The organism is Treponema phagedenis, from assembly GCF_008153345.1.
GTDB classification, from domain to species: Bacteria; Spirochaetota; Spirochaetia; order Treponematales; family Treponemataceae; genus Treponema; species Treponema phagedenis.
On record NZ_CP042818.1, the window covers coordinates 3,327,539 to 3,349,385 of the forward strand.

Here is a 21,847-nt window from a genome sequence, read left to right on the forward strand (position 1 = left end):
GGATGGAAATTATGAATGATAAAAAAACTACTATGTTGAAATGGCTCAACTCAAAAGATTCTACCGTAATTCGATTGGTATTTTTACTGATAGGTGTATTTATTTTTTGTGCGATTTTAAAGCCGCGCTTATTTTTAAGTAGCAACAACTTTGTTTCAATTTCAAAACAATTTCCTGAGCTTGGAATTTTAGCACTCGGGATAAGCATTGCAATGATTTCAGGCGGCATAGACCTTTCGGGGGTTAGCATTGCAAATTTATCAAGCGTGCTTTCTGCATTTTTTTTAATTAAACAAGTTTCATCACCCGCAGGAGCAGAACATCCGCTTTTGTTCATTCTCTTAACGGTCGCGCTCTCTCTTTGCATCGGTTGTGTTTGCGGCGGTATAAACGGCTTTCTTATTGCCGTGATAAACATTCCGCCTATTCTCGCAACATTAGGGTCTTCACTGCTTTATACCGGAATTGCAATCGTTATAACCGGCGGTAAAACAATTTCAGGGCTCCCTTTGTTGTATTCAAGAATAGGGAATTCTAGTCTTTTTTCCGTAATACCGGTACCGCTTATCCTGTTCGCCGCAGTGGCAGCTTTTTCCTTTTTTATTTTAGAAAAGACTAAATTCGGCAAAGAGTTGTATTTAGCGGGTACAAATATGAAAGCCGCTTTTTATTCGGGCGTGCAAACGGTTTCTCTTTTAATAAAAACCTATGCGCTTGCAGGGATATTGGCGGCTTGCTCCGGACTCATAATGATGGCGCGATATAACTCAACAAAAGCAGACCAAGGTTCCTCATATACAATGCAATGCATTCTTATCGCTGTTTTAGGCGGAGTTAATCCGAATGGCGGGAAAGGTTCTGTTTTAGGGATTGTACTTGCCGTTATCATTCTGCAATTTTTAAGTACCACTTTAAACATGTTTGAAAATCTTTCAAACTTTTACCGCGATATCATATGGGGCCTCATTTTAATTGCCGTATTGGTTTCTAATTATTTTATCAATCAGATAGAAACTAAAAAATACGAAAAACAATGAAGGCGCATGCCGATGCGAGTGTAACGGTTTTTTGATAACTCTATGATATTGTTTGATATATTTGTACAACCTGTAAAAAATTTTATAAAAAGAGTCCGACACTACGGTTTAGTTTTTGACGTCCATGTCAAAAACTAAACCACGAGTTTTAAAAGCACTTGGAAAAAGTTTGTGCTTTTAAAACATCGTTTCTGTGTGGAACCACGGGCATCCGTGCCCGTTCTGAGTTTTGACGTCCATGTCAAAACCAAACCTGCGAGTTTTAAAGCTTTACAAATAGTCCTGCTTTAAAACATCGCTGCTGCGTGGAACCACGGGCATCCGTGCCCGTTCTGATTTTGACAACGGTGAGCAATTTACCATAGGGATATTGAAAGCTCAAGCCGTTAATGCTGATGCTTCGATTAAGATATAAAGGAGGAATAAGATGGATAAATTTGTGTTGGGGATAGATTTTGGAACAGATTCTTGCAGAACTCTCGTTGTTAATGCAATGACAGGGGCAATAGTTTCTTCTGCCGTTTGTGAATTTACCCGCTGGAAAGAGCAACGTTTTTGCCGCTCTGATTTAATGCAGTATCGTCAGCACCCGCTTGACCATATTGAAAGCCTTACGCAAAGCATTGTAGCGGCGGTGTCAAAACTATCAGCTGAACAGAAAGAAGCGATTGTTGCGATTGGAATAGATGCAACGGGCTCAACCCCGGGGCCTGTTAATAAGGACGGCGTTCAGCTTGCGCTTTTGCCTGAGTTTGCAAACGAGCCCGATGCAATGTTTATTCTATGGAAAGACCATACGGCAACCGCCGAATCAGTCGAAATTACCGCTTCGGCAAAAAAACAATCGCAGGATTATACTCGCTTTTGCGGCGGTACCTATTCCGCCGAATGGTTTTGGGCAAAGATTTTGCACATTACTCGAAAAAATAAAAAGGTAAGAGAGGCAGCGTATACATGGGTAGAGCATTCGGATTGGCTCCCCGCTCTTCTTACGGATACGATAAAACCCGATTCGCTTATTCGCAATCGCTGCGCCGCGGGGCATAAGGGGCTGTGGCATGAATCATTTCCAAACGGATATCCGCCTGAAGAATTTTTCTATGCGTTTGATCCGGATCTTCCACGAATCCTCAAAACACTATCACCTCCACGTTCGGTTGACAGTGTTATTGGAAATCTTTCAAAAGAATGGGCAGAGCGATTAGGACTTTCGCAAAATATTGTTGTGGCGACAGGAATTATCGATGCTCATTGCGGAGCGATTGGAGCAGGAATTAGCGTTAACACGATGGTAAAAGTAATGGGAACATCAACTTGCGATATGGTACTTGCCGACCCATCCGCAGTAAAAGATAAAACAGTGCACGGAATTAGCGGTCAGGTTGACGGCTCTGTTTTACCGCATTACATTGGTTTTGAAGCAGGGCAATCCTCGTTCGGTGATATTTATGCATGGTATGAAAAACTGCTTTCGTGGCCGCTTTATTTTTTTAAGAATGAAATAACGATAAAAACCGGTACACTTTCTCTGCTTTCTGCACTTGATAAAGAGGCAGCGAAGCTTCCCGTTACGGAAAACACCGATTATGCGGTTGATTGGTTTAACGGACGCCGTACTCCCGATGCAAACCAACGGGTATGTGCAGGTGTAGGAGGCTTATCCTTAGCAAGCGATACGGTTTCTGTTTATTATGCGCTGGCGGAAAGCTCCGTATTCGGTTCGTATGCAATTTTAAATCGATTTGAAGAAGAAGGAATTCCGATTAAAGCTGTCATTGGAACAGGAGGAATTGCTCGAAAGTCTCCCTTTATTATGCAGTTAATGGCGGATTGTTTTAACCGCAATATATCGGTTACAAAAGAAATGCAAACGGTCGCATTAGGAGCTGCAATCATTGCCGCAGCTGCCGGAAAAATATACGAAAACATAGAGCAAGCGCAAAAGGCATTATTGAGAGGTTATGATTCCGTATACACACCGAACCAGACCCGACATGAAATTTTAAAAAAGAGATGGAAAAAGTATACAGCATTTGCTTCTTTTTTAAACACCATGGAGAAAAATTAATACAGGAGAAAAACCGTAATGATGAATTTTAATTGTAAATCAAAAAATGAACTACTGCGATATACCGGTGCGCTTGATCAGATTGCAGGCATAAAAAGATACACCTTTAACAGCGGAATGGAAAAGGGAATTGCTGCCATTGAAGTGCGCAATGGATCAGGGCTCAATTTCACCGTTCTTGAAAGTAAAAACATGGACATATATCAAATGGAGTATAAGGGAATTAACCTTGGCTTTTATTATAAAAACAGAATGGTTGCTCCTGAACGATTTGTGGCGGTTGAAAATGAGTTTTTAGCATATGCGGGCGGCGGTATGATGTATACCACCGGCTTGCAAAATTCCGGTCCGGCAAACACCGATGAAGGATTGTATCAACCGCTTCACGGACGAATTCACGCAATGAGTGCCGACAATATTTTTGCGGAAGCGGCTTATGACGAATCCGGAATATTCCGCATTAAAGTCGGCGGCAGAACAAGAGAAAGCCGCTTGTTTGGGCATAATCTGACGCTTGCACGAACTATATCAACAGAAATGGATTCAAACACTATCGAAATAAAAGATCTCATTGAAAATGAAACCTGCCGCGACACGTTCTTTTCATTGATGTACCATTTTAATTTCGGGTATCCTTTTTTAGACGAAGACACTGAAATTATCCTTCCTCCAAAAACTCAAACTGCAACAAGAACGGAAAGTTCAAAAAAATATTTTGCTGAGCGGTACCGCATGTCAAAGCCGATTGATAACTTTGAAGAGCATTTATATTACCATGATATTCCGGCTGATACAAACGGTATGTCTCATATACTGGTTGTCAACAAAAAGCTTACGCTTGCGGTGCATATTCAATTTAACAAAAATGTTCTGCCCTTTATGGGAGAGTGGAAATCAATGGGGTCGGGTGATTACGCACTCGGTATTTTGCCGGCAACCAATCTTTTACGCGGAAGGCAAGAGGAAAAAGCGGCGAGAACATTGACAAGCATTCCCGCATTTTCCTCCGTCGCAGCTCATCTACTGTTTACCGTTTTAGACTCCGATACCGAAATAGAAAAATTGGCAAAAACCATACAAGCAATGTTCTAATGTAGCGTTTTGTAATTAACTTCCGGTTATACAAATTGGAGCACTAACAATGAGGGAGTGCGGATTTAAGCATTCCTATGGTAAATTGCTCGCCGTTGCGCCGTGTCGAACTCTTTTTTATAAAATTTTTTACGTTTTGGGTAAGATGTATTAAAAAACGAATCGACTTATTAAAAAAACGTTATACTAAGAAGAGCCGGCAGAAAATTTTACGCTGCCTGTTTATCAGCTTTAAATATGCAGCAAATCATATCCTTCAAGGACGACAGTAATTTTTCCGTCTATCAGCTTTATAATGAGTCGGTAAAACGTTAGTAAAGCAGGTATCACAACCGTTATCGACATATAAACGCTTAACAGCAAGAGTCCGTTTCTTATACAAAAATCGCACTCTTTATTTTAGTCCGGAAGACGGCTTCGAATGCAAAACAGCGATAAAAGTTTTTATGGATTTTATGTATCCTTGTTCGGCTTAACTTGACAATGCAGGTAATTTAAAAAGGAGTTTTTATTTTACAGCGTTCTTTTTATATTCCGGTACAATTATAGGGTTTACTGAATCATCACTCCCATATCCGTAAATCTTTTGAAAGCAAAACAAGTTCTTCTTCGCTTAATTTTGCATCAACCCCGTTTCCTACAGCAACAATGTATTGCATAACGGAAAAAGAAACTTCGGGGCCATCAGCTATATCATTTGCATACCATCCGTTTGCATTTTTTATCTTGACAGGATGATTATTTATATTTTTAGATGTCCCTGTTTGCCGAAAAACTTTGAACATAGTGTGAGACTTTTCCGCATTATAATTATAATCCATATCGAAAAAGTCAATATATGTTGGCTTATTTTCAACGCTAAACAAACCTGACGCCTCCCAATGTCCGACAACCGATCGAGCCCAGTCGGCATTGTTCCTGTTTATTGCATAAGAGGGGTCTACCTGTGTTAAAGAAAAAAATAAAAATGCTCTCTGCTGGTTTGTATTTTTATTAGGCAAAACACACAACGTTTTTCGTACTTCAGGATATACCAACAGACTGCTGTTATTAAAACTATTGTTCAGAAGAGATTCAAATTCTTTCTCCGAAAAATCACTGCTTACAAATTCAACTAAAATATTTTTATCCTTGTTAATACCTATTAGACGGTATGTATCTTCCTTTTTAATGAGGCGGCAATCCAATGTTCCGCTTGGCGAATGTAACTCTAAAGATTTGCCTTTCGCATTTTCAGCAGTAAATGAATAAGCGCCTGCGGTACCCGCGTAAACGATAACGCTCATTCGCTTGTTAAATAAATCATCCAAATATTCAACGCAGGAGACAGCCTGCGTTTTTTCGTTGATATCTAAATCCGGTTTCGGCAAATCCGATCTAGCCGCTTCCAATTCCGCAGTCCTTGTACGGATCTCGTCAAAGTCAAAAATAAATAAACGTTCAATTTGAAAATTTTCATTTATTGGAAACTCACGAATACATTGTGCAACCGCAGGCGAAAATAAGTCGGGAATATTCGTGCTGCCGGAGCCGGCGGTTACTTCTTTTGCGGCAACAACAGTATTATACTGTACAATACTTTTCTTAATATTATTGTAATTAGAAACGCTTTTAGTTTTCACACCCGATTCGGTGAGCTGTTTTTGTAAATTGAGGGCTTGCTCTTTCGACGGAAAAGCTCCGGCATGCAGATCAAAAGAAAAATATTCAGTGTTATCATAGGTTTTTACAACATAGGCATCAACGCCTTGTGTTTTAAGCCGGCGCATTCCTGTTTGCGCGCGTTGCTCTTCTTTGTATCGGTTTACTAAAACGGAATACGGAGCTTTTATCGATAAAGGGATGTTCTCTATATTTTCAGTTAATATGGGGGATCGATTATGCGGCATGGAGCCTGCATACTGTTTATTGAAGTGCTCGCTTGCGGTACATATCCATAGGCCCTTAAACGAAAGTTTTTGAGCGTAAGAAGAATCGGCAAGCGTGTCCTTTTTCTGCCGAGCAGTTTGCCTTGTCTCAAACGGATCGGTTAAAAGCACGCGGTAAAAAACTTTTTCACCGATAACTTGTTTATCGATCTCAGCAGAAAGCCCATTATTTTTGAGCACTTTGACAAATCTTTTTGCATTTGCTTCTATTCTAAAGGAACTCAAGCAGACAAACCACGTTTCTGCAAAACATAAAACGGATGTTGTACATAACAATAAAACACAAAATAATTTTTTCATTTTAATCAACCTGTATTCATGCTATTGATTGAAGATAGTATACAATAAGGTTTGCTAAATTGAAAGTAGAAAAAACTATTTCGTTGTATTCATTGATTATATTTATTTTCATTTTCAAAATTATTTATTCGACAATCCGGATTCATAAGCATGTTGCGTTCTTTGAACTAAGTCTTGAAAAAAGATACTAAGATCCTCTAAGTCAAATTCTCTGTAATCCCATTCAATTTCAAATACATCATCGGGGTCGGCTGCTTCGTCTATTTCTTCAATCATCTCTCCGCCATACTCAGAATACAAATGAAGGGTTTTGCCGGTTTTATCAGTATGCTCCATCAGTTCTTCAAGCTGGCTGGGGAAGCTATTTTCAATAATGCCGTTCCCTGCACCGGCAGTAACACGCGGATAGAGCCGTCCTTTGTGCGGGTTCATTTCGGTTGCTGAGATGAGCTCAATACTGAATTCCCAGCCGGCACCGTAGTCATATGCCATCATCAATGTGTCGCCTACCGTAAGCTTTAGTTTTGACAACTTTGTTTTAACGGAGTCAATTAGCGGATCGGATGAAAATTGAAAATCATCTTCGGGCATAAACTCATAGCGATTATTGTTATGCCGAATACCGAAAAGATGGCTTCCGTCTCCGCCAAAAGCCGCAATTATTGAATAAGCCAATTTTGCCACACTTGACGCAGAAGTAATTTCAATATCACGCCAAATCTTATCTTCAAACTCAACTAATTGTACTTTAAACGTATAAACGTATGTCATATAAAATTTCTCCTTGAGCAACATGGACTCATGAGCTTATTATAAGCAAATAATCATAAAAAGCAATCAGCGAATAAGGAATGTTTAAAAGCGTTACTGTTTTGTAAATAGAAAATCAGGCATGGCTAAAACCTTAGCCCATGAGTTTCCGCAATTTTTGCTGTTCCTGCTCAAATTACGGCTGCGAATTTAAATGTTTTGTAATTACGGTTACATTCGAAAGTGTATCAACAATAAGGAACTGTAAATTTAAACATTCCTATGGTAAATTGCCCACCGTTGTCAAAACTCAGAACGGGCACGGACGCCCGTGGTTCCAAGCAGAAATGAGTTTGAAAACTACCACAGCTATATAAACAGGAGCTTTCAAACTCATAGGTTTCATTTTGCCACGGATGGCAAAATGAAACCGTTGTGTCGAACTCTTTTTATAAAATTTTTTACAGTTCGTATAAAATATATCAAAAAAAATGGTATACCGGTGTTTTTATCCTTCCATTTTGCAGCGGTTTATGAAGCTTGGGGAATAATCTCACCCTTGTGATTCAGGAACTCTTATATGTGTGCAAAGTGTTAGCCCCGAATGTAAAACAATCCCTCATCCCTTCAAAAATCTTCCATATTTTAGCGAATTTAGCCGGAAAATTTTCCACTTGAAAATTCTGCCTTAAATGGGTATATTTTTGTATGTAAAAACAAAGTTACATAACTTTGTGATGACGAGCGAGAGGTTATTATGGATACACTTTTGGATATACAAGGGCTTCAAATGTCGGTGAATGAGAAGCAGATTCTCAAAAACCTCAATTTGAATATAAAAAAAGGCGAAGTGCATGTGGTAATGGGGCCGAACGGGGCAGGAAAATCCACATTGGCTGCCGCTATTGTCGGCAATCCGAAATTTACAATCGATTCGGGCAAAATCTTCTTTGAAGGCGAACTTATAAACGAGGTGCCGGTACATGAGCGGGCGAGGAAGGGAATTTTCCTCTCTTTTCAAATCCCGGAAGAAATTCCCGGACTCAAAATAGAAGAGTTTCTGCGTGCATCAAAAGAAGCAGTATCGGGAAAAAAGATTTCGATATTTAAATTTCATTCCCTGCTCCTTGAAAAAATGAAAGACTTGCATATTAACGAAGAGTATGCAGGCCGCAGCTTGAACGTAGGTTTTTCAGGCGGCGAGAAAAAAAAGAATGAGATTTTGCAGCTTGCGATTCTTGAACCGAAGCTTGCAATCCTTGATGAAACGGATTCGGGACTTGATATTGATGCAACAAAAATTGTTTTTGAAGGAGTCTCGAAGATTCGCACCGATGATATGGGGATTTTAATTATCACACATCACAATAAGGTACTTGACTATATCAAGCCTGACTTTGTGCATATTCTAATAGACGGCACCATTGTTAAAACAGGCGATATGGCTTTAGTAGAATATATTGAAAAGCATGGCTATGCAAACATACAAGAGAATATATGAATAAAGAAAATACAAAAGTTACCAATGATTCCGTTGCAGCCAATGAAGCGGAAGATGAGGCTCTTTTTCAAACCAGAAAAAAAACCTATGTTTCCGATATTGACCGCGGAATATACGATATAAAAGATACCATCGATTATGCTTTTTCCACCGGCTTCGGCTTAAATGCCGACGTTGTAAAAAAAATATCAGAGCGCAAAAATGAGCCAAAATGGATGCTTGATTTGCGGCTGCAATCATTGCAGTATTTTATTGATACGCCGGTGCCGAATTGGGGCCCCGATATTTCAGACCTTAATATAGAAGAGATTATTCACTATATTGTCTCTGATTCAAAACCGATGGCGGATAACTGGGACGATGTGCCGGAGGATATTAAAAAAACTTTTGATCGGCTCGGCATTCCTGAGGCGGAGCGCACGTCGCTTGCGGGTGTTGGTGCGCAATATGATTCAGAGGTGGTGTATCACAGTTTAAAACAAGACCTTGAAAATCAGGGCGTGGTGTACCTCGATATGGACACAGCAGTGCATGAATACGAAGCAATTGTAAAAGAGCATTTTATGCAGTTGATTAAACCGAATGATCATAAGTTTGCCTCCCTGCACGGCGCTGTTTGGTCGGGCGGCTCTTTTGTTTATGTGCCGAAGGGGGTAAAGGTTGATTTGCCTTTGCAGTCATATTTCCGGTTGAATGCAAAACAGTCCGGACAGTTTGAGCACACACTCATTATTGTTGATGAAGGTGCATATCTTCATTTTATCGAAGGCTGCAGCGCACCGAAATATTATAAAAACGCCCTGCATGCGGGAGCGGTCGAACTCTATGTTAAAAAGGGCGCAACCCTGCGATACTCAACAATAGAAAACTGGTCACGCAATCTGTATAACCTAAATACCAAACGAGCCTTAGTTGAAGAAGACGGCGCTGTTGAATGGGTGTCGGGTTCTTTCGGCTCGCGGGTTACAATGCTTTACCCGATGAGCATTTTGAAAGGAGATCGTGCGCGCTCCGAGTTCACCGGCGTAACCTTTGCTTCAGCGGGACAGTGCCTTGACACCGGCACAAAAACTGTTCACTTAGGCAAGAACACCGTTTCGGAAATGCACTCTCGGTCAATTTCAAAAAACGGCGGTGAGGCAAATTATCGCGGGCTCTTATATATCGGCCCAAATGCGGACGGCGCAAAGGCAGTTGCCGAATGCGAATCGCTTATGCTTGATAACGAGTCCAGAACCGACACCATTCCTTTTATCGATGTGCATACCGATAATGTTGATATCGGGCACGAAGCAAAAATCGGAAGGATAAGCGACACGATGGTGTTTTATCTTATGCAGCGCGGGCTTGATGAGGCAACAGCGAAGTCTTTAATCATCAAAGGTTTTGTCGAGCCAATTTCAAAAGAGCTGCCCTTGGAATATGCGGTTGAATTAAACAATCTCATTACAATAGAACTTGAAGGCACAATCGGATAACCATTGTGCAGGAATAGATTATGAAAGCAAATAATTATTTTAAGCGTCTTGATTATACAAAAGAAGATATCGATTCGCGTCCTTTTTCAAACATGAGAGTGAAGGTGCAGAACGGCGAATGGCAGCCTGTAGAAGATTTTTTACAAACCGCACCCGCCGAGTATAGCAGAAAAGTTTTTGATTTTACCAAGTCGGAGCGGGAAAAATATTGCGGCTTGGGAAAGCTTTATACCGAAGAGGTAAAAACAAAACGGAATGCCGGCGTGCATATCCGCATTCCGAAAAACTCTGCGGCATCCGAAGTGTTTATTCATTTTTCATTTGATGATGAAAACTCTGTTTTGTTTGACCAAAGCTATATTGAAATTGAAGAAGGAGCTCGGGCAAAAATATTTTTCTATCTTGATTCTAAAACAATTCCGGAAACGGCAATTTTCAGGAACGGACTTATCACGGTGCGTGCGGGAAAAAATTCCGAGCTTGAGTTTATTAAGGTGCAAAACATTACGCCCACCGGTACGAACTTTGAAACTATGAAAATTGATGCGGGCGAAAAATCCGCAGTGCGGCTTTACGATATTCAACTTGGCGGAAAAACAGTCGGCGTGTCGAACTCAACATATATGAAAGAAGAGTGGGCGGATGTGCAGATTTATCCGTTATATTTTGCAGACAACGATCGCAGAATGGATTTAGAGCAAAACTTTATTATTAACGGACAAAATTCGCACGGGTTGATTGCAGCGCGCGGGGCGTTAAAGAATACGGCAAAAAAAATATTTCGAGGAAATATTTTTTTAAACAAAGGCTGCAGTCATTCAATCGCAAGGTTTTCGGACAACACTATCATGCTGAATAAAACCGCTGTCGGCACAAGCATTCCCACTATTTTTTGCGATGAAGATGATGTGGTTGGCGAACACGCTGCAAGCTTTGAAGCAATCGACGGAGACAAACTCTATTATTTAATGACGCGCGGTTTTGATGAGTTCAGTGCAAAAAAACTTATTATTGAAGCCGCCTTTAAACCGGTGTTTGCCATGATTGAAGATAATGATATTCGGCAAACATTGGTAGACGAATTCGATATTCATCTCGAAGAGATGAAGGCATAAGGTGTAGCTATGTATAAAAATGATTTTCCGTTATTAGCGCGGAACCCAAAGATTCACTATTTGGATTCTGCTGCAACATCTCAGCGTCCGCAGGTAGTGCTTGACGGACTGCAAAAATATTTTACCGACGCAAACGGTAATGCGGGCAGGGGTTCTCACTCATTGGCGATTGCCTCTTCTCTTTTAGTTGAAGAAACACGAAAAAAAGTTACGGAGTTTATCGGTGCGAAAAATCCCGATGATATTGTCTTTACAAAAAACTGCACCGAGTCTTTAAACATTCTTGCCTATTGTTATGCTTTGCCCTTTCTGCAAAAAGATGATGAGATTCTTATTCCCGTTTCAAATCATCATGCAAACTTGGTTACTTGGCAATATGCAGCGGAGAAAACCGGAGCTAAGCTCAGGTTTGTATATTTACAAAAAGACGGCAGCATCGACATGCAGGATTTTTCCGCTAAACTTAACGAGCGCACAAAAATTGTTGCTCTTTCGGCGGTTGTAAACGCAACCGGAGCAGTAAACCCCGTGCAAGAAGTTGTGCGCAAAGCTCATGACGTTGGTGCGATTGCAATAGTAGATTCCGCACAGGCGATTATGCACGCTCCGCAAAACGTAAGCGAGCTTGATTGCGACTTCATGGTATTTTCCGGACATAAGTTTTTTTCCGCTTTCGGCGTAGGCGTGTTGTACGGCAAGGCCGCACTCTTAAAAAAAATGCCGCCATTTTTATACGGCGGAGAAATGATTGAATACGTAAGCGAAGAAAAAAGTGAGTACAAAGAAGCCCCGCACAAATATGAGGGCGGAACATTGGATTCAGCTGCAATCGTTTCGTTAAAGTATGCGATTGAGTATATTCAAAAAATCGGATATCAAAATATTGCAGCTGTTATCGGCGAAGTATACCGCTATGCACTTTCGGAATTTAAAAAACTTGACTTTATCGAAACTTATCATATGCAAGAAAAAAACAATGCCGGCATTATTGCTTTTAATGTCAAAGATGTACACTCGCATGACACTGCATATATTTTAAATGAGTATGGGGTGATGGTGCGAAGCGGGCACCATTGCACGCAGCCGCTTATGAACTATCTTGGAATAAACTCATGCTGCAGAGCAAGCATCAGTATTTATAATACAAGGGAAGATATTGATGTTATGGTTGAAGCTTTAAAAAAAGTACAGCAGGTGTTTAATAGTTGAGTTCGGCGGGCAAAAACTTTTGTACGCAGCGGCGCAATTACTGTCGCGCATAAATTTTTATCGGAGAAAATATGGACATTGATACAATTTATCAACAAACGATTTTAGAGTATTCACGCAATAAAGAACACAAACATGAGCTTGAAGGACAAGTGAAAATTGAGCGCGGGCATAATCCAAGCTGCGGCGATGATCTTACACTTTTATTAAAAGAAGAGAACGGTATTATTCAAGAGGCGAGTTTTCTCGGAACAGGCTGCGCTATTTCTACCGCGTCAACCAATATGCTTATAGAACTGATTGAAGGCAAACCCGTAGAAGAAGCAAAGCAAAAAATAGCTATTTTTTTTAAAATGATGAACAAAGAACCGGTCGGCGAAGAAGAAAAAGACTTACTTGAAGATGCACAGATACTTGAATACTTTGCCTCAATGCCCGCACGCATAAAATGCGCAACCTTAAGCTGGCACAGTGCCGATGTGCTTTTGAATAAAGAAAAATAAATGCCGTAACCAATGTACGCAAACAAAAAACTAAAAAGCATTTTACTTTTTCTTTTTTTATTTGTCCTTTCTTCGTGTGCAACCCCGCCGCTTCTTAATCCGAAAATACCGACAAAAGAAGAATTAGCCATTGAACCGCAGTGGCAAAAAATTGAAGACGGTATTGAGCTTGCGGAAATCCGTATAAAAAACATGCCGCTTATTTTGCATGCGGTGCGGATAGATTTAACCAACCCGCATCTTTCGATCGTAACATCTGAAAAAAAACAATTCATCAAAAAAGAAAACGGCTATGACGGCAGCATGAAGGCTGAAACGGTTTTACGGTTTGCAAAAAGAAATAAAGCATCGGCGGCAATTAACGCCGCAATGTTTGAGTACGGCTCAATGCTTTTTGGCAGAACAAGAAAAATAATCGGAATACATATTTCCGAAGGAGAAGTTTTAAGTGCCCCGAATCCGCATTATGCCGCCTTGCTTTTTACAAACGATAAACAGGCACTTATAATTGATTCTCAAAAAGATATCCCAGAAAATATTGCCTTTGCGGTAAGCGGCATTTATACTATTTTGCGCAACGGAAAAATTCTTGATTCAAGCATTAAGGTTGGAGACAGCCGTACCGCCGTTGGAATCGCGAACAACGGAAAAACGCTTATCCTTTTATTAGTTGAAGCGGAGAATACAAAACGAAGTCAGGGTTTGGATTTTGAATCAACCGCACTGTTTTTAAAAAGATTCGGCGCGGAAGACGGCTTACACCTTGACGGCGGCGGCTCTTCAACTCTTGTGGTAAAAAAGAACGGCGCTTATAAAGTCATCGCCCCGACTATCGCCTTTTTGCCTTTACGAAGAGTCGCTTCCTGTTTAGGTTTTGTTATACATAAATGATGCGGAGTGTTTTCTGTAATTCATACCTGAAAACAATTTAATGCTACAAACACTGTACCTATTTTTCATCGAATCATTAACAGGCATCTTACCGGATTTACGCATTCCTATGGTAAGCTGCCCACCGTTGCGTCGTGTCGGATTCTTTTACAAAAAAAATTTTATGTCACATAAACGTAGAAACGGCAGCCCTTAAAAATGCGGGAAAGTTCTTTTGTGATTTTTCCGTTGACCAAAGCATGCGAATGCGTATAATGAAAAAGCTGCAGTTTTTAGTGGCTCAAAATTTAGTATTCATATCAAATATTGATTTATGAGTTTACGAGCAAATGGACGAGGTGATAATATGATTAGAAATTATATTACAGAAGATTTAAATTCATGGACAGGCAGAGTTGATTCGGTTGATGATTATGATTCATTTAGGTGGCATCAATGGATTCAAATTTTAGATTTGAACGATGAAAGCTTGCAGCCTTTTGACGGTACGGTAGGAATCGGCATAATCGGTTTTATGTGTGATTATGGAATTAATCTTAACAAAGGCAGAGTCGGTGCGGCAAACGGACCGAAAAGTATCAGACGACAATTGGCGAACCTGCCGTGTCAATTTGACAAAAAATTAAAACTCTTCGATTGCGGAAATGTGTTCATAGACGATCTGTCTTTGCGAGAAGCCCAAGACTCTCTTGCCGAAGCGGTAGACAAAATTCTTTCACTTAATTTATTTCCTATAGTTCTCGGCGGCGGACATGAAACAGCATTCGGGCATTATTTAGGGTTGTTTAAACATTTCAATGAGTGCGCGGAACAAAAACAAAAAATCGGAATAATAAATTTTGATGCTCACTTTGACACAAGGCCGTATAAAGAAACGGGAGCGTCAAGCGGTACCATGTTTCGGCAAATTCATGATTTAAACAAAGAAAACAATTTGCCGTTCGCATATATGGTGATGGGAATACAAAAGCACTCAAATACCAACAGTTTGTTTAAGTATGCAGATGAAGTGGGAATTCAATATGTGTTGGCAAAAGAAATTGTACACGGGGATTTGTACACACAAATAGAAAAGCTTGATGAGTTTTTAAAAGCGCAAGACAAAATATATGTTACCATTTGCGCCGATGTCTTTTCAACATCGTATGCGCCGGGGGTTTCCGCTCCGCAACCGCTCGGACTTGATCCGGAAAAACTTTTGGTGTTCTTAAAGCATATCTTTTCGTTTAAAAAAGTTGTAAGCTTTGACATTGCGGAAGTATCTCCGCGCTTTGATCAAGACAGCACAACAGCTTCCCTTGCCGCCGCTTTAATCTATACGGTAGTTATGGCGCTGGATAAATATCGGTGATATAAAACAAACCTTCAACGCTTATCATGCACTACGTAAGAGATGTAATTATTTCGTTGAATACAAAAAATTTATACACCAAAACTGCTGCAAAAAAAGATTCCTTTTAAAAGATTAATATACGGAGAAAAAGTTTTAAAATGAGGACACAAAAGGCATACGCTTTTTATTCATGCGTATGCCTTGTTTTCACATACTCGGGTTATTTTATCTCGCCTCTACTCAACGTGAATTTCTTTTCCTTTTTTTCAGTTTTTACTTTAATATCTGAAATCGGATTCCATTCCACTACAAATGTAATGGTCGGTGTAAATTCATAATAGAATTGTTTTTTTCCTGCAACAATTTTATCCTTTTTTTGCGGGCTTATCGCATAGGTAAATTTCATTGTCCAATCTTTTAAATAATGCGTTAATCCGACATTTAAAGATTTCAGTTTAAACCCCGAAGACTTCCGGGCATTTATATCCCAAAAATAAAAAGAAGCAAGTAAGTCTTTTAAAATATTTGTTTCGCCGGGTATTACCACCGGAAGATTTAAAAATCTTTGAAAGTAGCGGGCTATGCTGTCATTCCTGCTAGTAGAGCCAAAGGATAAATCCCAAAATTCATGTATTTTAAAAGTGACGGAAGGTGTAAAGGTAAAATAGCTGTCCGTAATTTTTTGTAAATGAATTTGCAACGAACTTGAAAAAGAAAGATCCACCGCAAGCCGATTTTTCCATGAATATATCTTAAACGGATTTGAAGAATTTGAATAATTAATTCCTATGGTATTCGGTAAAAACCTTTTATCTTTTGATTTTGACACCCATCCTTTTCGCGGGTCAAGCACATAACGCATATCTCTATTCATCGTATACGAAGCGGATAAACCCTTTCGAGCAAAAGAAATCAGATATCGTTCGCTGCTTTTTTCTTCTATATTGTATGAATATTCTTGCGTAAGTCCGATTGAGTACGGAAGCGAAAAGGTAAGTTTTGAAACAAAGGGATCCCAAAACCATTTTTTCTTTTCTTTTTCTTTCTCAAATAGTTTTGAGGAAAAAGAAAGCGATCCATAGGGAAATGTGAAGCTTGTTTCAGCGGAATATGCTTGTAAAAGCGGCGGCAAGTTAGCGGTAAAAGCCATCTTTTGGGTATATTCATTTAGAACAACCCCAACGGTAAGTCCTACCGTATGCGCAGTAATAAAGTCTTTATGCCATTTTAGTTTTTCAACCGTCCATTCGGGAGTATCTACCGTGCCGGTAAATTTATTTTTTATCAGTATCTCCGATAAATTCCAACTAATTGCTATCGGATTAAACATGGGAAAATCAGAAAAGGGTTTTATCGTAAGTGTGTTGGAATTTTTTAAACTGTAAACACTTGCCTCATAATTTGCTTTTTTTGACTTTGCTTCCGAAGCAGTATTTTTTACATAGTTATGCCCTTGTTGGTTGCCTGAAAATTCAAGGCTATTTGATAAACTGAGAAAGTCTTTGGCATACGATATTTTTGAACTGAGTCCGACCTTCCCTTTATACTGAAAGAATTTTGTTTTAAACTCTTTCCACTTAACATCCTCCGGTTTATGCCAGTTATCGGAATCAAAAATAGTTTCCTGCAAACCCGTAACATCACCCGTGTATGAAAGAGAAAAATCAACCGAACGATATTTACTTCTTAAATCGGATGATGAATTCTTAATCTTGAACGCCGGAATAAACACATCTAAAAAAAGAGGCTCTTCTTCGTTTGGCGTTTTTTCAGTTTCATGTTTGTTTTCCTCTACAGCATCTTTTGATTCTTCTTTTTCTTTGTCTTGTTCTTTTGCGGATTCCTGTTTTTGCTCTTCAATAAAAGGGTTTTTTATCCCTTCAGGAGCAAGTGAATCTGCAGGCTTTTTTTTGGATTTAAACATTTCATTATTTATCAGCGTACCGGATATTGAGCTGCGAATTTCAGGTCGCATCAATTGCTGATAAAAAAACTTTCGCTCGGGAGAGTTCAAAATTTCTTCCACTGAAAGATCTTTGTTTGATTTTGATCTAAAATCAACACGAAAAGAAGCACTGTCTATACCGAAAGAACTTATCCACGGAGAAATTTGTTTAATTGATGGACGGAGCGATGTTTTAAAAATCCATGAAAAAGAATCTTCAGAAGACGCGCCTTTAGCATCCGCAAGTTTATCTTTATTTAAAAGATATTTAAACCAATTCATATCTTCTTCACGATTAAAATAATCGGATTTGAAAAAAGGATCGGAAACCAAAGGAAAATCAATATCAAGGGTAAAAGGAGCCTTATTTAAATTAAAAGAAAATGTTGACTTATATCGAAAAGGCATTTTCTTACCGAAAAGATAAGATTTACTCATGTGAGATTCGCCTTTTCTATCATATATTGAGTACAAAGGCGTACTGCTCTGTTTATACAGCGTACGGGAAACACCAAAAAAAACAGAAAAGTTAATTTTTTTTACTGCAGAGCTTTTCGGTTCAAATTTGCCGTCAAGCCCCACAAGACCGCCAAGCCCCGAATAATAATCCGCAATAAGTTTTAAATAACTGGGATTTGTATTGCTTGCCGGCGTTTCGAGGTTTTTAAAAAAAAGACCTTCAAGTTTTTGCTCTTTTAAAGAATCGCTTAAAAGAAAGTTTGAAAAGGTTGATCCTTCTTCCTGTTTTGGCAGCGGTTTTCTGCCAATAATATAGGTGGTTGTCTGCACAAAAGCACCTTCACGATTTCTGAACCCGAATACCGGATGAGTAATCATCTCGTCGGCGGGGTAATAAAAAAACGGCAGATAAAAAATGGGAACCACTCCGATTGAAAAATAACCGTTGGCAAAGGCAAGCTCATTTCCGGGTAAAAGCCATATCCTGCTTGCCTTGATTGACCACAGCGGATATTCTTCGTCGCTAGTGCTTAGTATTCCGTTTTTAAAAGTTACCACACCGCTTGCATCACGCCCGACAACATTGGATTGAATAAAAAAAGGATTTTGTTTTTTTCGCACCGGCTCCTGTCGAATTGCACCGTCAAGAAAGACGCCGGTCATCTCTTTTATATTAAAAAGAAGTTTTTCTCCTTTAAAAGTTTGCCCCGATTTTTCTCCAATCTTGCGCTCATAAAATACGCCGCCAGATGCATGCAGCATATCCATTGATCTATTATAAATAATTTGGTCGGCGGTAATGGTAGAAGTGGAATCTCCGTCGGCAACTGAAATCGAAACATTGCCTGAAAATATGACAATTTCATCTTTGTCATCGTCAGCTGGCTGTTCGGTTTCCTCAGCCGTTTTAGCATCGGATTTTTTATCTTCTTTTACCGATGAGTCGGACTCTTCTTTTTCACTCTTAGAGGAAGGCTTTGCATCGCCTCCTACCGCCCCGGGATCTTCTTGCGGCGCCGAATCGGAATCCGATTTTTCATTTTCCGAGTCGGGCTTTTTTGCACCCGGCATTTTTACATACTGCATTTCCCGCGCGGAATTAATCGTAACAGTCCGCAAGGTTTCAGACTTTTCCGCAGCAAATACAAAAGTAGAAAGAAAAAAAAGAATACCGACACAACCGAGAAGCTTATTCATGTATGTTTCGCTCAAGCATTTCCTTTACATAAAATCCGGTATATGAATTTTTCACCGCCGCAAGCTCTTCGGGCGTTCCTTCGGCAATAATTTCACCGCCGTTTACTCCGCCTTCGGGGCCAAGATCAATAAGCTTATCTGCCTGTAAAATAACATCAAGATTATGCTCGATCATCACTACCGTATTTCCCTGCTCTACCAAACGCTGAATAACCGCCATCAATTGCTTTACATCGGCAAAATGTAAACCGGTGGTAGGCTCATCAAGAATGTACAAAGTTTTGCCGGTTGAACGCTTTGCAAGCTCATTTGCAAGCTTCACCCGCTGCGCCTCGCCGCCCGAAAGCGTTAAGGCCGACTGTCCCAGCTTAATATACCCCAAGCCAACCGAAAGCAGGGTTTCAAGCTTACGCGCAATATGCGGAATAGGCGCAAAAAAATCGGCGGCTTCTTCAACCGTAAGATTTAATACATCGGCAATATTTTTTCCTTTATACCGAATATCCAAGGTCTCTTTATTAAAACGCTTGCCCCGGCACACATCGCAGGTAATATACACATCGGGTAAAAAATTCATCTCGATGGTGATGGTGCCGTCCCCGCGGCAATGCTCACATCTGCCGCCCCGCACATTAAACGAAAACCTGCCCGGCTTATATCCGCGCATCTTAGAATCGGGCAAACTTGCAAAAAGGTCTCGAATGCCGGTAAACACACCCACATAGGTTGCGGGGTTTGAGCGCGGCGTTCTGCCGATCGGACTCTGATCTATGTTTATTACCTTATCAATATGCTCCAAACCCTCAATTTTTTTATACGCACCCTCGGGCAGGCTACTGCGCATCAAGCGATTGGAAACAGCCGGATACAAAATATCGGTTAGCAGGGTTGACTTCCCCGAACCGGAAACGCCTGTAATACAGGTAAAAGTACCGAGCGGTATGTCCACCGACACGTTTTTTAAATTATGCTCGGTTACACCGGAAAGCCGCAACACATGTCCGTTCCCCTTACGCCGCTCTTTCGGCACCTCCATTGTCAGCGTGCCGGCAAGATACTGCCCAGTAAGGCTTTCTTTTACCCGCATCACTTCAGCAGGCGTTCCCGCCGCAATAATCTTCCCGCCGTGCACACCGGCGCCCGGCCCCAAATCGACAATATAATCGGCGGTACGCAGCGTTTGCTCATCATGCTCCACAACCAAAACCGTATTACCGATATCGCGCAAATAAGTGAGCGTATTAATCAGCCGCTCATTATCCCGCTGATGTAAACCGATTGAAGGCTCATCAAGAATATACAACACGCCGATCAAACTTGAGCCGATCTGCGTTGCAAGCCGAATTCGCTGTGCCTCGCCGCCTGAAAGCGTTGCCGCCTTCCGCTCCAGCGTTAAATAATCAAGTCCCACATTCTGCATAAAATCAAGGCGGGAAGTGATCTCTTTTAAAATTTGCTGCGCAATTACCTGCTCGGTTTCGCTTATTTTTAGATTTTTAAAAAATTCAATAGAGTCCGACACGGAAAGAAGGGTAAGCTCATAGATATTCTTCCCGCCAACCGTAACCGCCAAGGCTTCGGGCTTTAAACGCCGCCCCTTGCATGCCTCACACTGAGAAACAGACATATACCGCTCATAACTTTCCCGCTGTGCATTGGAATACGCTTCATTATACTTCCGCTGCATTTCCGAAAACACGCCCAGCCACGGACGATTATAACTTGCCTTCCGCGAGCCGTCTTCCCGCTCATAGGTAAAATGAATAGGTTCCGAGCCGGTACCGTACATGATTACTGAAAGCGCTTTTTTGGAAAGCTTATTCACCGGCGTATCAAGAGAAAACCCATACTTTTCCGCCAATGCGGCAAAACGCGCATAATTCCACGCGGAATCGGGCTTGAAGGTTAAAAAAGCACCCTCATTAAAAGAAAGTGTTTTATCAGGTACAAGAAGATTAAAATCAAACGCCTGCTTTGCCCCGAGTCCGGTACATTCGGGACAGGCGCCAAAGGGATTATTAAACGAAAAAAGCCGCGGCTGCAGCTCAGGCATGGAAATACCGCAATCGGGACAGGCATTCTTTTGTGAAAAAAACACCTCATTCTGCAGAGAATCCTTTGATGCCTGCGTCAGCACAATAAGCGTGCCGCCGGAACTTTCAAGCGCCGTTTCCACCGACTCTGCAAGCCGCTTGCGCACATCTTTTGAAAGCTGAATACGATCAACAATCAACTCAATCGTATGCTTTTTTTGTTTATCAAGCTTTATTCCGTCCTCTAAATTGACGATAAGCCCGTCAATGCGCGCCCGCACAAACCCCGCCTTTTGTGCATCCTCAATAATTTTTTGATGCTCTCCTTTTTTGCCTTTAATAATCGGAGACAAAAGCTGAATGCGCGTCCCCTCGTTCCAAGTCATAATCGTGTCGATAATTTGGTCAACCGTTTGCTCCTGAATTTCCTTCCCGCAATTTGGACAATGCGCATGCCCGATTCGGGCATACAAAAGCCGATAATAATCGTATATTTCGGTAACCGTGCCGACCGTAGAGCGCGGATTACGGTGTGTTGTTTTTTGTTCAATAGAAATGGCGGGCGACAAACCGCCGATATAATCAACATCGGGCTTATCCATCCTGCCCAAAAACTGCCGCGCATACGCAGAAAGAGACTCAACATACCGGCGCTGCCCCTCGGCAAAAATAGTATCAAAGGCAAGCGAACTCTTCCCCGAACCAGACAGCCCTGAAATAACCACCAGCTTATCACGTGGAAGTTCCACATCAATATTTTGAAGATTATGCTCTCGTGCGCCCCTAATAACGAGCTTATTCACGCTTTTTAACTGAGAATCCTGCTTTTGCATAGGGCGGTATTATAAAAGGTTTTACAAGTTTATGCAATGCAAATTTTTTAAGGACATCGGCACACTTCTCTGCCGGTACCTTCCGCAAAAAAGGAAGCGGACTTTTTTCTTTAAAGCTTACCGAATAAAACATTCCTATGGTAAGTTTACTCACCGTTGCGCCGTGTCGAACTCC

Annotated in this window: 15 protein-coding genes; 10 read left to right on the forward strand and 5 right to left on the reverse strand. The window is 40.7% G+C overall.

Translation table 11 applies throughout. The features are described from left to right. Window positions 1–11: 11 nt before the first annotated feature. The 3 genes from FUT79_RS14765 (at window position 12) to FUT79_RS14775 (ending at window position 4,197) form a co-directional block, all read left to right on the forward strand. Complete coding sequence (locus FUT79_RS14765; RefSeq protein ID WP_039915603.1) at window positions 12–1,037, forward strand: ABC transporter permease; 1,026 nt, start codon at window positions 12–14, stop codon at window positions 1,035–1,037. 427 nt (window positions 1,038–1,464) lie between these two features. After that, complete coding sequence (locus FUT79_RS14770; protein ID WP_024752782.1) at window positions 1,465–3,105, forward strand: ribulokinase; 1,641 nt, start codon at window positions 1,465–1,467, stop codon at window positions 3,103–3,105. 18 nt (window positions 3,106–3,123) lie between these two features. Then, window positions 3,124–4,197 (forward strand): aldose 1-epimerase family protein, encoded by a 1,074-nt coding sequence (locus FUT79_RS14775; protein ID WP_024752783.1) that lies wholly within the window; start codon window positions 3,124–3,126, stop codon window positions 4,195–4,197. Between the two features lie 563 nt (window positions 4,198–4,760). Here the strand turns inward: FUT79_RS14775 and FUT79_RS14785 are convergent. Both FUT79_RS14785 and FUT79_RS14790 read right to left on the reverse strand, forming a co-directional pair. After that, the gene (locus FUT79_RS14785; RefSeq protein ID WP_024752785.1) at window positions 4,761–6,425 is read right to left on the reverse strand and encodes an SPOR domain-containing protein; all 1,665 of its coding nucleotides are present in this window, start codon (window positions 6,423–6,425) and stop codon (window positions 4,761–4,763) included. Window positions 6,426–6,545: 120 nt separating this feature from the next. Beyond that, a complete protein-coding gene (locus FUT79_RS14790) occupies window positions 6,546–7,196 on the reverse strand; it encodes a plasmid pRiA4b ORF-3 family protein (protein ID WP_044634630.1) in 651 nt (216 codons plus the stop codon). Between the two features lie 736 nt (window positions 7,197–7,932). On the opposite strand from FUT79_RS14790, the gene sufC reads away from it, so the two are divergent. The 7 genes from sufC to hutG all read left to right on the forward strand — a co-directional run bounded on the left by sufC (window position 7,933) and on the right by hutG (window position 15,223). Next, the gene (gene sufC, locus FUT79_RS14800) at window positions 7,933–8,676 is read left to right on the forward strand and encodes a Fe-S cluster assembly ATPase SufC (RefSeq protein ID WP_002700341.1); all 744 of its coding nucleotides are present in this window, start codon (window positions 7,933–7,935) and stop codon (window positions 8,674–8,676) included. Beyond that, entirely contained in the window at window positions 8,673–10,154 is a 1,482-nt protein-coding gene (gene sufB / locus FUT79_RS14805) for a Fe-S cluster assembly protein SufB (RefSeq protein WP_024752787.1), read from the forward strand. Before sufC ends, sufB begins: the two co-directional genes overlap by 4 nt. A gap of 20 nt (window positions 10,155–10,174) precedes the next feature. Further along, window positions 10,175–11,269: a Fe-S cluster assembly protein SufD gene (sufD, locus tag FUT79_RS14810; protein ID WP_024752788.1), complete on the forward strand. Its 1,095-nt coding sequence runs from the start codon at window positions 10,175–10,177 to the stop codon at window positions 11,267–11,269. Window positions 11,270–11,278: 9 nt separating this feature from the next. Beyond that, on the forward strand, window positions 11,279–12,478 hold the full coding sequence (locus FUT79_RS14815; RefSeq protein ID WP_148879389.1) for a SufS family cysteine desulfurase: 1,200 nt from the start codon (window positions 11,279–11,281) through the stop codon (window positions 12,476–12,478). Window positions 12,479–12,549: 71 nt separating this feature from the next. Next, the gene (gene sufU, locus FUT79_RS14820) at window positions 12,550–12,981 is read left to right on the forward strand and encodes a Fe-S cluster assembly sulfur transfer protein SufU (RefSeq protein ID WP_024752790.1); all 432 of its coding nucleotides are present in this window, start codon (window positions 12,550–12,552) and stop codon (window positions 12,979–12,981) included. Window positions 12,982–12,993: 12 nt separating this feature from the next. Next, the gene (locus FUT79_RS14825) at window positions 12,994–13,872 is read left to right on the forward strand and encodes a phosphodiester glycosidase family protein (RefSeq protein WP_024752791.1); all 879 of its coding nucleotides are present in this window, start codon (window positions 12,994–12,996) and stop codon (window positions 13,870–13,872) included. A 346-nt stretch (window positions 13,873–14,218) separates the two neighbouring features. After that, window positions 14,219–15,223, forward strand: coding sequence for a formimidoylglutamase (gene hutG / locus FUT79_RS14830; RefSeq protein ID WP_039915611.1), 1,005 nt, complete (start codon window positions 14,219–14,221; stop codon window positions 15,221–15,223). Between the two features lie 202 nt (window positions 15,224–15,425). On the opposite strand, the gene FUT79_RS14835 is transcribed toward hutG, so the two are convergent. Genes FUT79_RS14835 through FUT79_RS15225 form a run of 3 tightly spaced genes read right to left on the reverse strand, consistent with a single transcriptional unit; the run spans window position 15,426 to window position 21,826 of the window. Then, window positions 15,426–18,806, reverse strand: coding sequence for an LPS-assembly protein LptD (locus FUT79_RS14835; protein WP_044634631.1), 3,381 nt, complete (start codon window positions 18,804–18,806; stop codon window positions 15,426–15,428). Continuing rightward, window positions 18,799–21,672, reverse strand: coding sequence for an excinuclease ABC subunit UvrA (uvrA, locus tag FUT79_RS14840; RefSeq protein ID WP_039915614.1), 2,874 nt, complete (start codon window positions 21,670–21,672; stop codon window positions 18,799–18,801). The genes FUT79_RS14835 and uvrA overlap by 8 nt, the downstream gene beginning before the upstream one ends. After that, window positions 21,635–21,826 carry a hypothetical protein gene (locus tag FUT79_RS15225; protein ID WP_039915616.1) on the reverse strand — a complete coding sequence of 64 codons (192 nt, stop codon included), beginning with the start codon at window positions 21,824–21,826 and terminating at the stop codon, window positions 21,635–21,637. Before FUT79_RS15225 ends, uvrA begins: the two co-directional genes overlap by 38 nt. Between the last annotated feature and the right edge of the window lie 21 nt (window positions 21,827–21,847).

Coding starts and splice junctions, on each gene's coding strand:
- FUT79_RS14815 (WP_148879389.1), top strand. CDS start 11,279: ATGTATAAAAATGATTTTCCGTTATTAGCGCGGAACCCAAAGATTCAC.
- FUT79_RS14785 (WP_024752785.1), bottom strand. CDS start 6,425: ATGAAAAAATTATTTTGTGTTTTATTGTTATGTACAACATCCGTTTTA.
- FUT79_RS14770 (WP_024752782.1), top strand. CDS start 1,465: ATGGATAAATTTGTGTTGGGGATAGATTTTGGAACAGATTCTTGCAGA.
- hutG (WP_039915611.1), top strand. CDS start 14,219: ATGATTAGAAATTATATTACAGAAGATTTAAATTCATGGACAGGCAGA.
- sufC (WP_002700341.1), top strand. CDS start 7,933: ATGGATACACTTTTGGATATACAAGGGCTTCAAATGTCGGTGAATGAG.
- uvrA (WP_039915614.1), bottom strand. CDS start 21,672: ATGCAAAAGCAGGATTCTCAGTTAAAAAGCGTGAATAAGCTCGTTATT.
- FUT79_RS14825 (WP_024752791.1), top strand. CDS start 12,994: ATGTACGCAAACAAAAAACTAAAAAGCATTTTACTTTTTCTTTTTTTA.
- FUT79_RS14835 (WP_044634631.1), bottom strand. CDS start 18,806: ATGAATAAGCTTCTCGGTTGTGTCGGTATTCTTTTTTTTCTTTCTACT.
- FUT79_RS14765 (WP_039915603.1), top strand. CDS start 12: ATGAATGATAAAAAAACTACTATGTTGAAATGGCTCAACTCAAAAGAT.
- sufD (WP_024752788.1), top strand. CDS start 10,175: ATGAAAGCAAATAATTATTTTAAGCGTCTTGATTATACAAAAGAAGAT.
- FUT79_RS14790 (WP_044634630.1), bottom strand. CDS start 7,196: ATGACATACGTTTATACGTTTAAAGTACAATTAGTTGAGTTTGAAGAT.
- sufB (WP_024752787.1), top strand. CDS start 8,673: ATGAATAAAGAAAATACAAAAGTTACCAATGATTCCGTTGCAGCCAAT.
- sufU (WP_024752790.1), top strand. CDS start 12,550: ATGGACATTGATACAATTTATCAACAAACGATTTTAGAGTATTCACGC.
- FUT79_RS14775 (WP_024752783.1), top strand. CDS start 3,124: ATGATGAATTTTAATTGTAAATCAAAAAATGAACTACTGCGATATACC.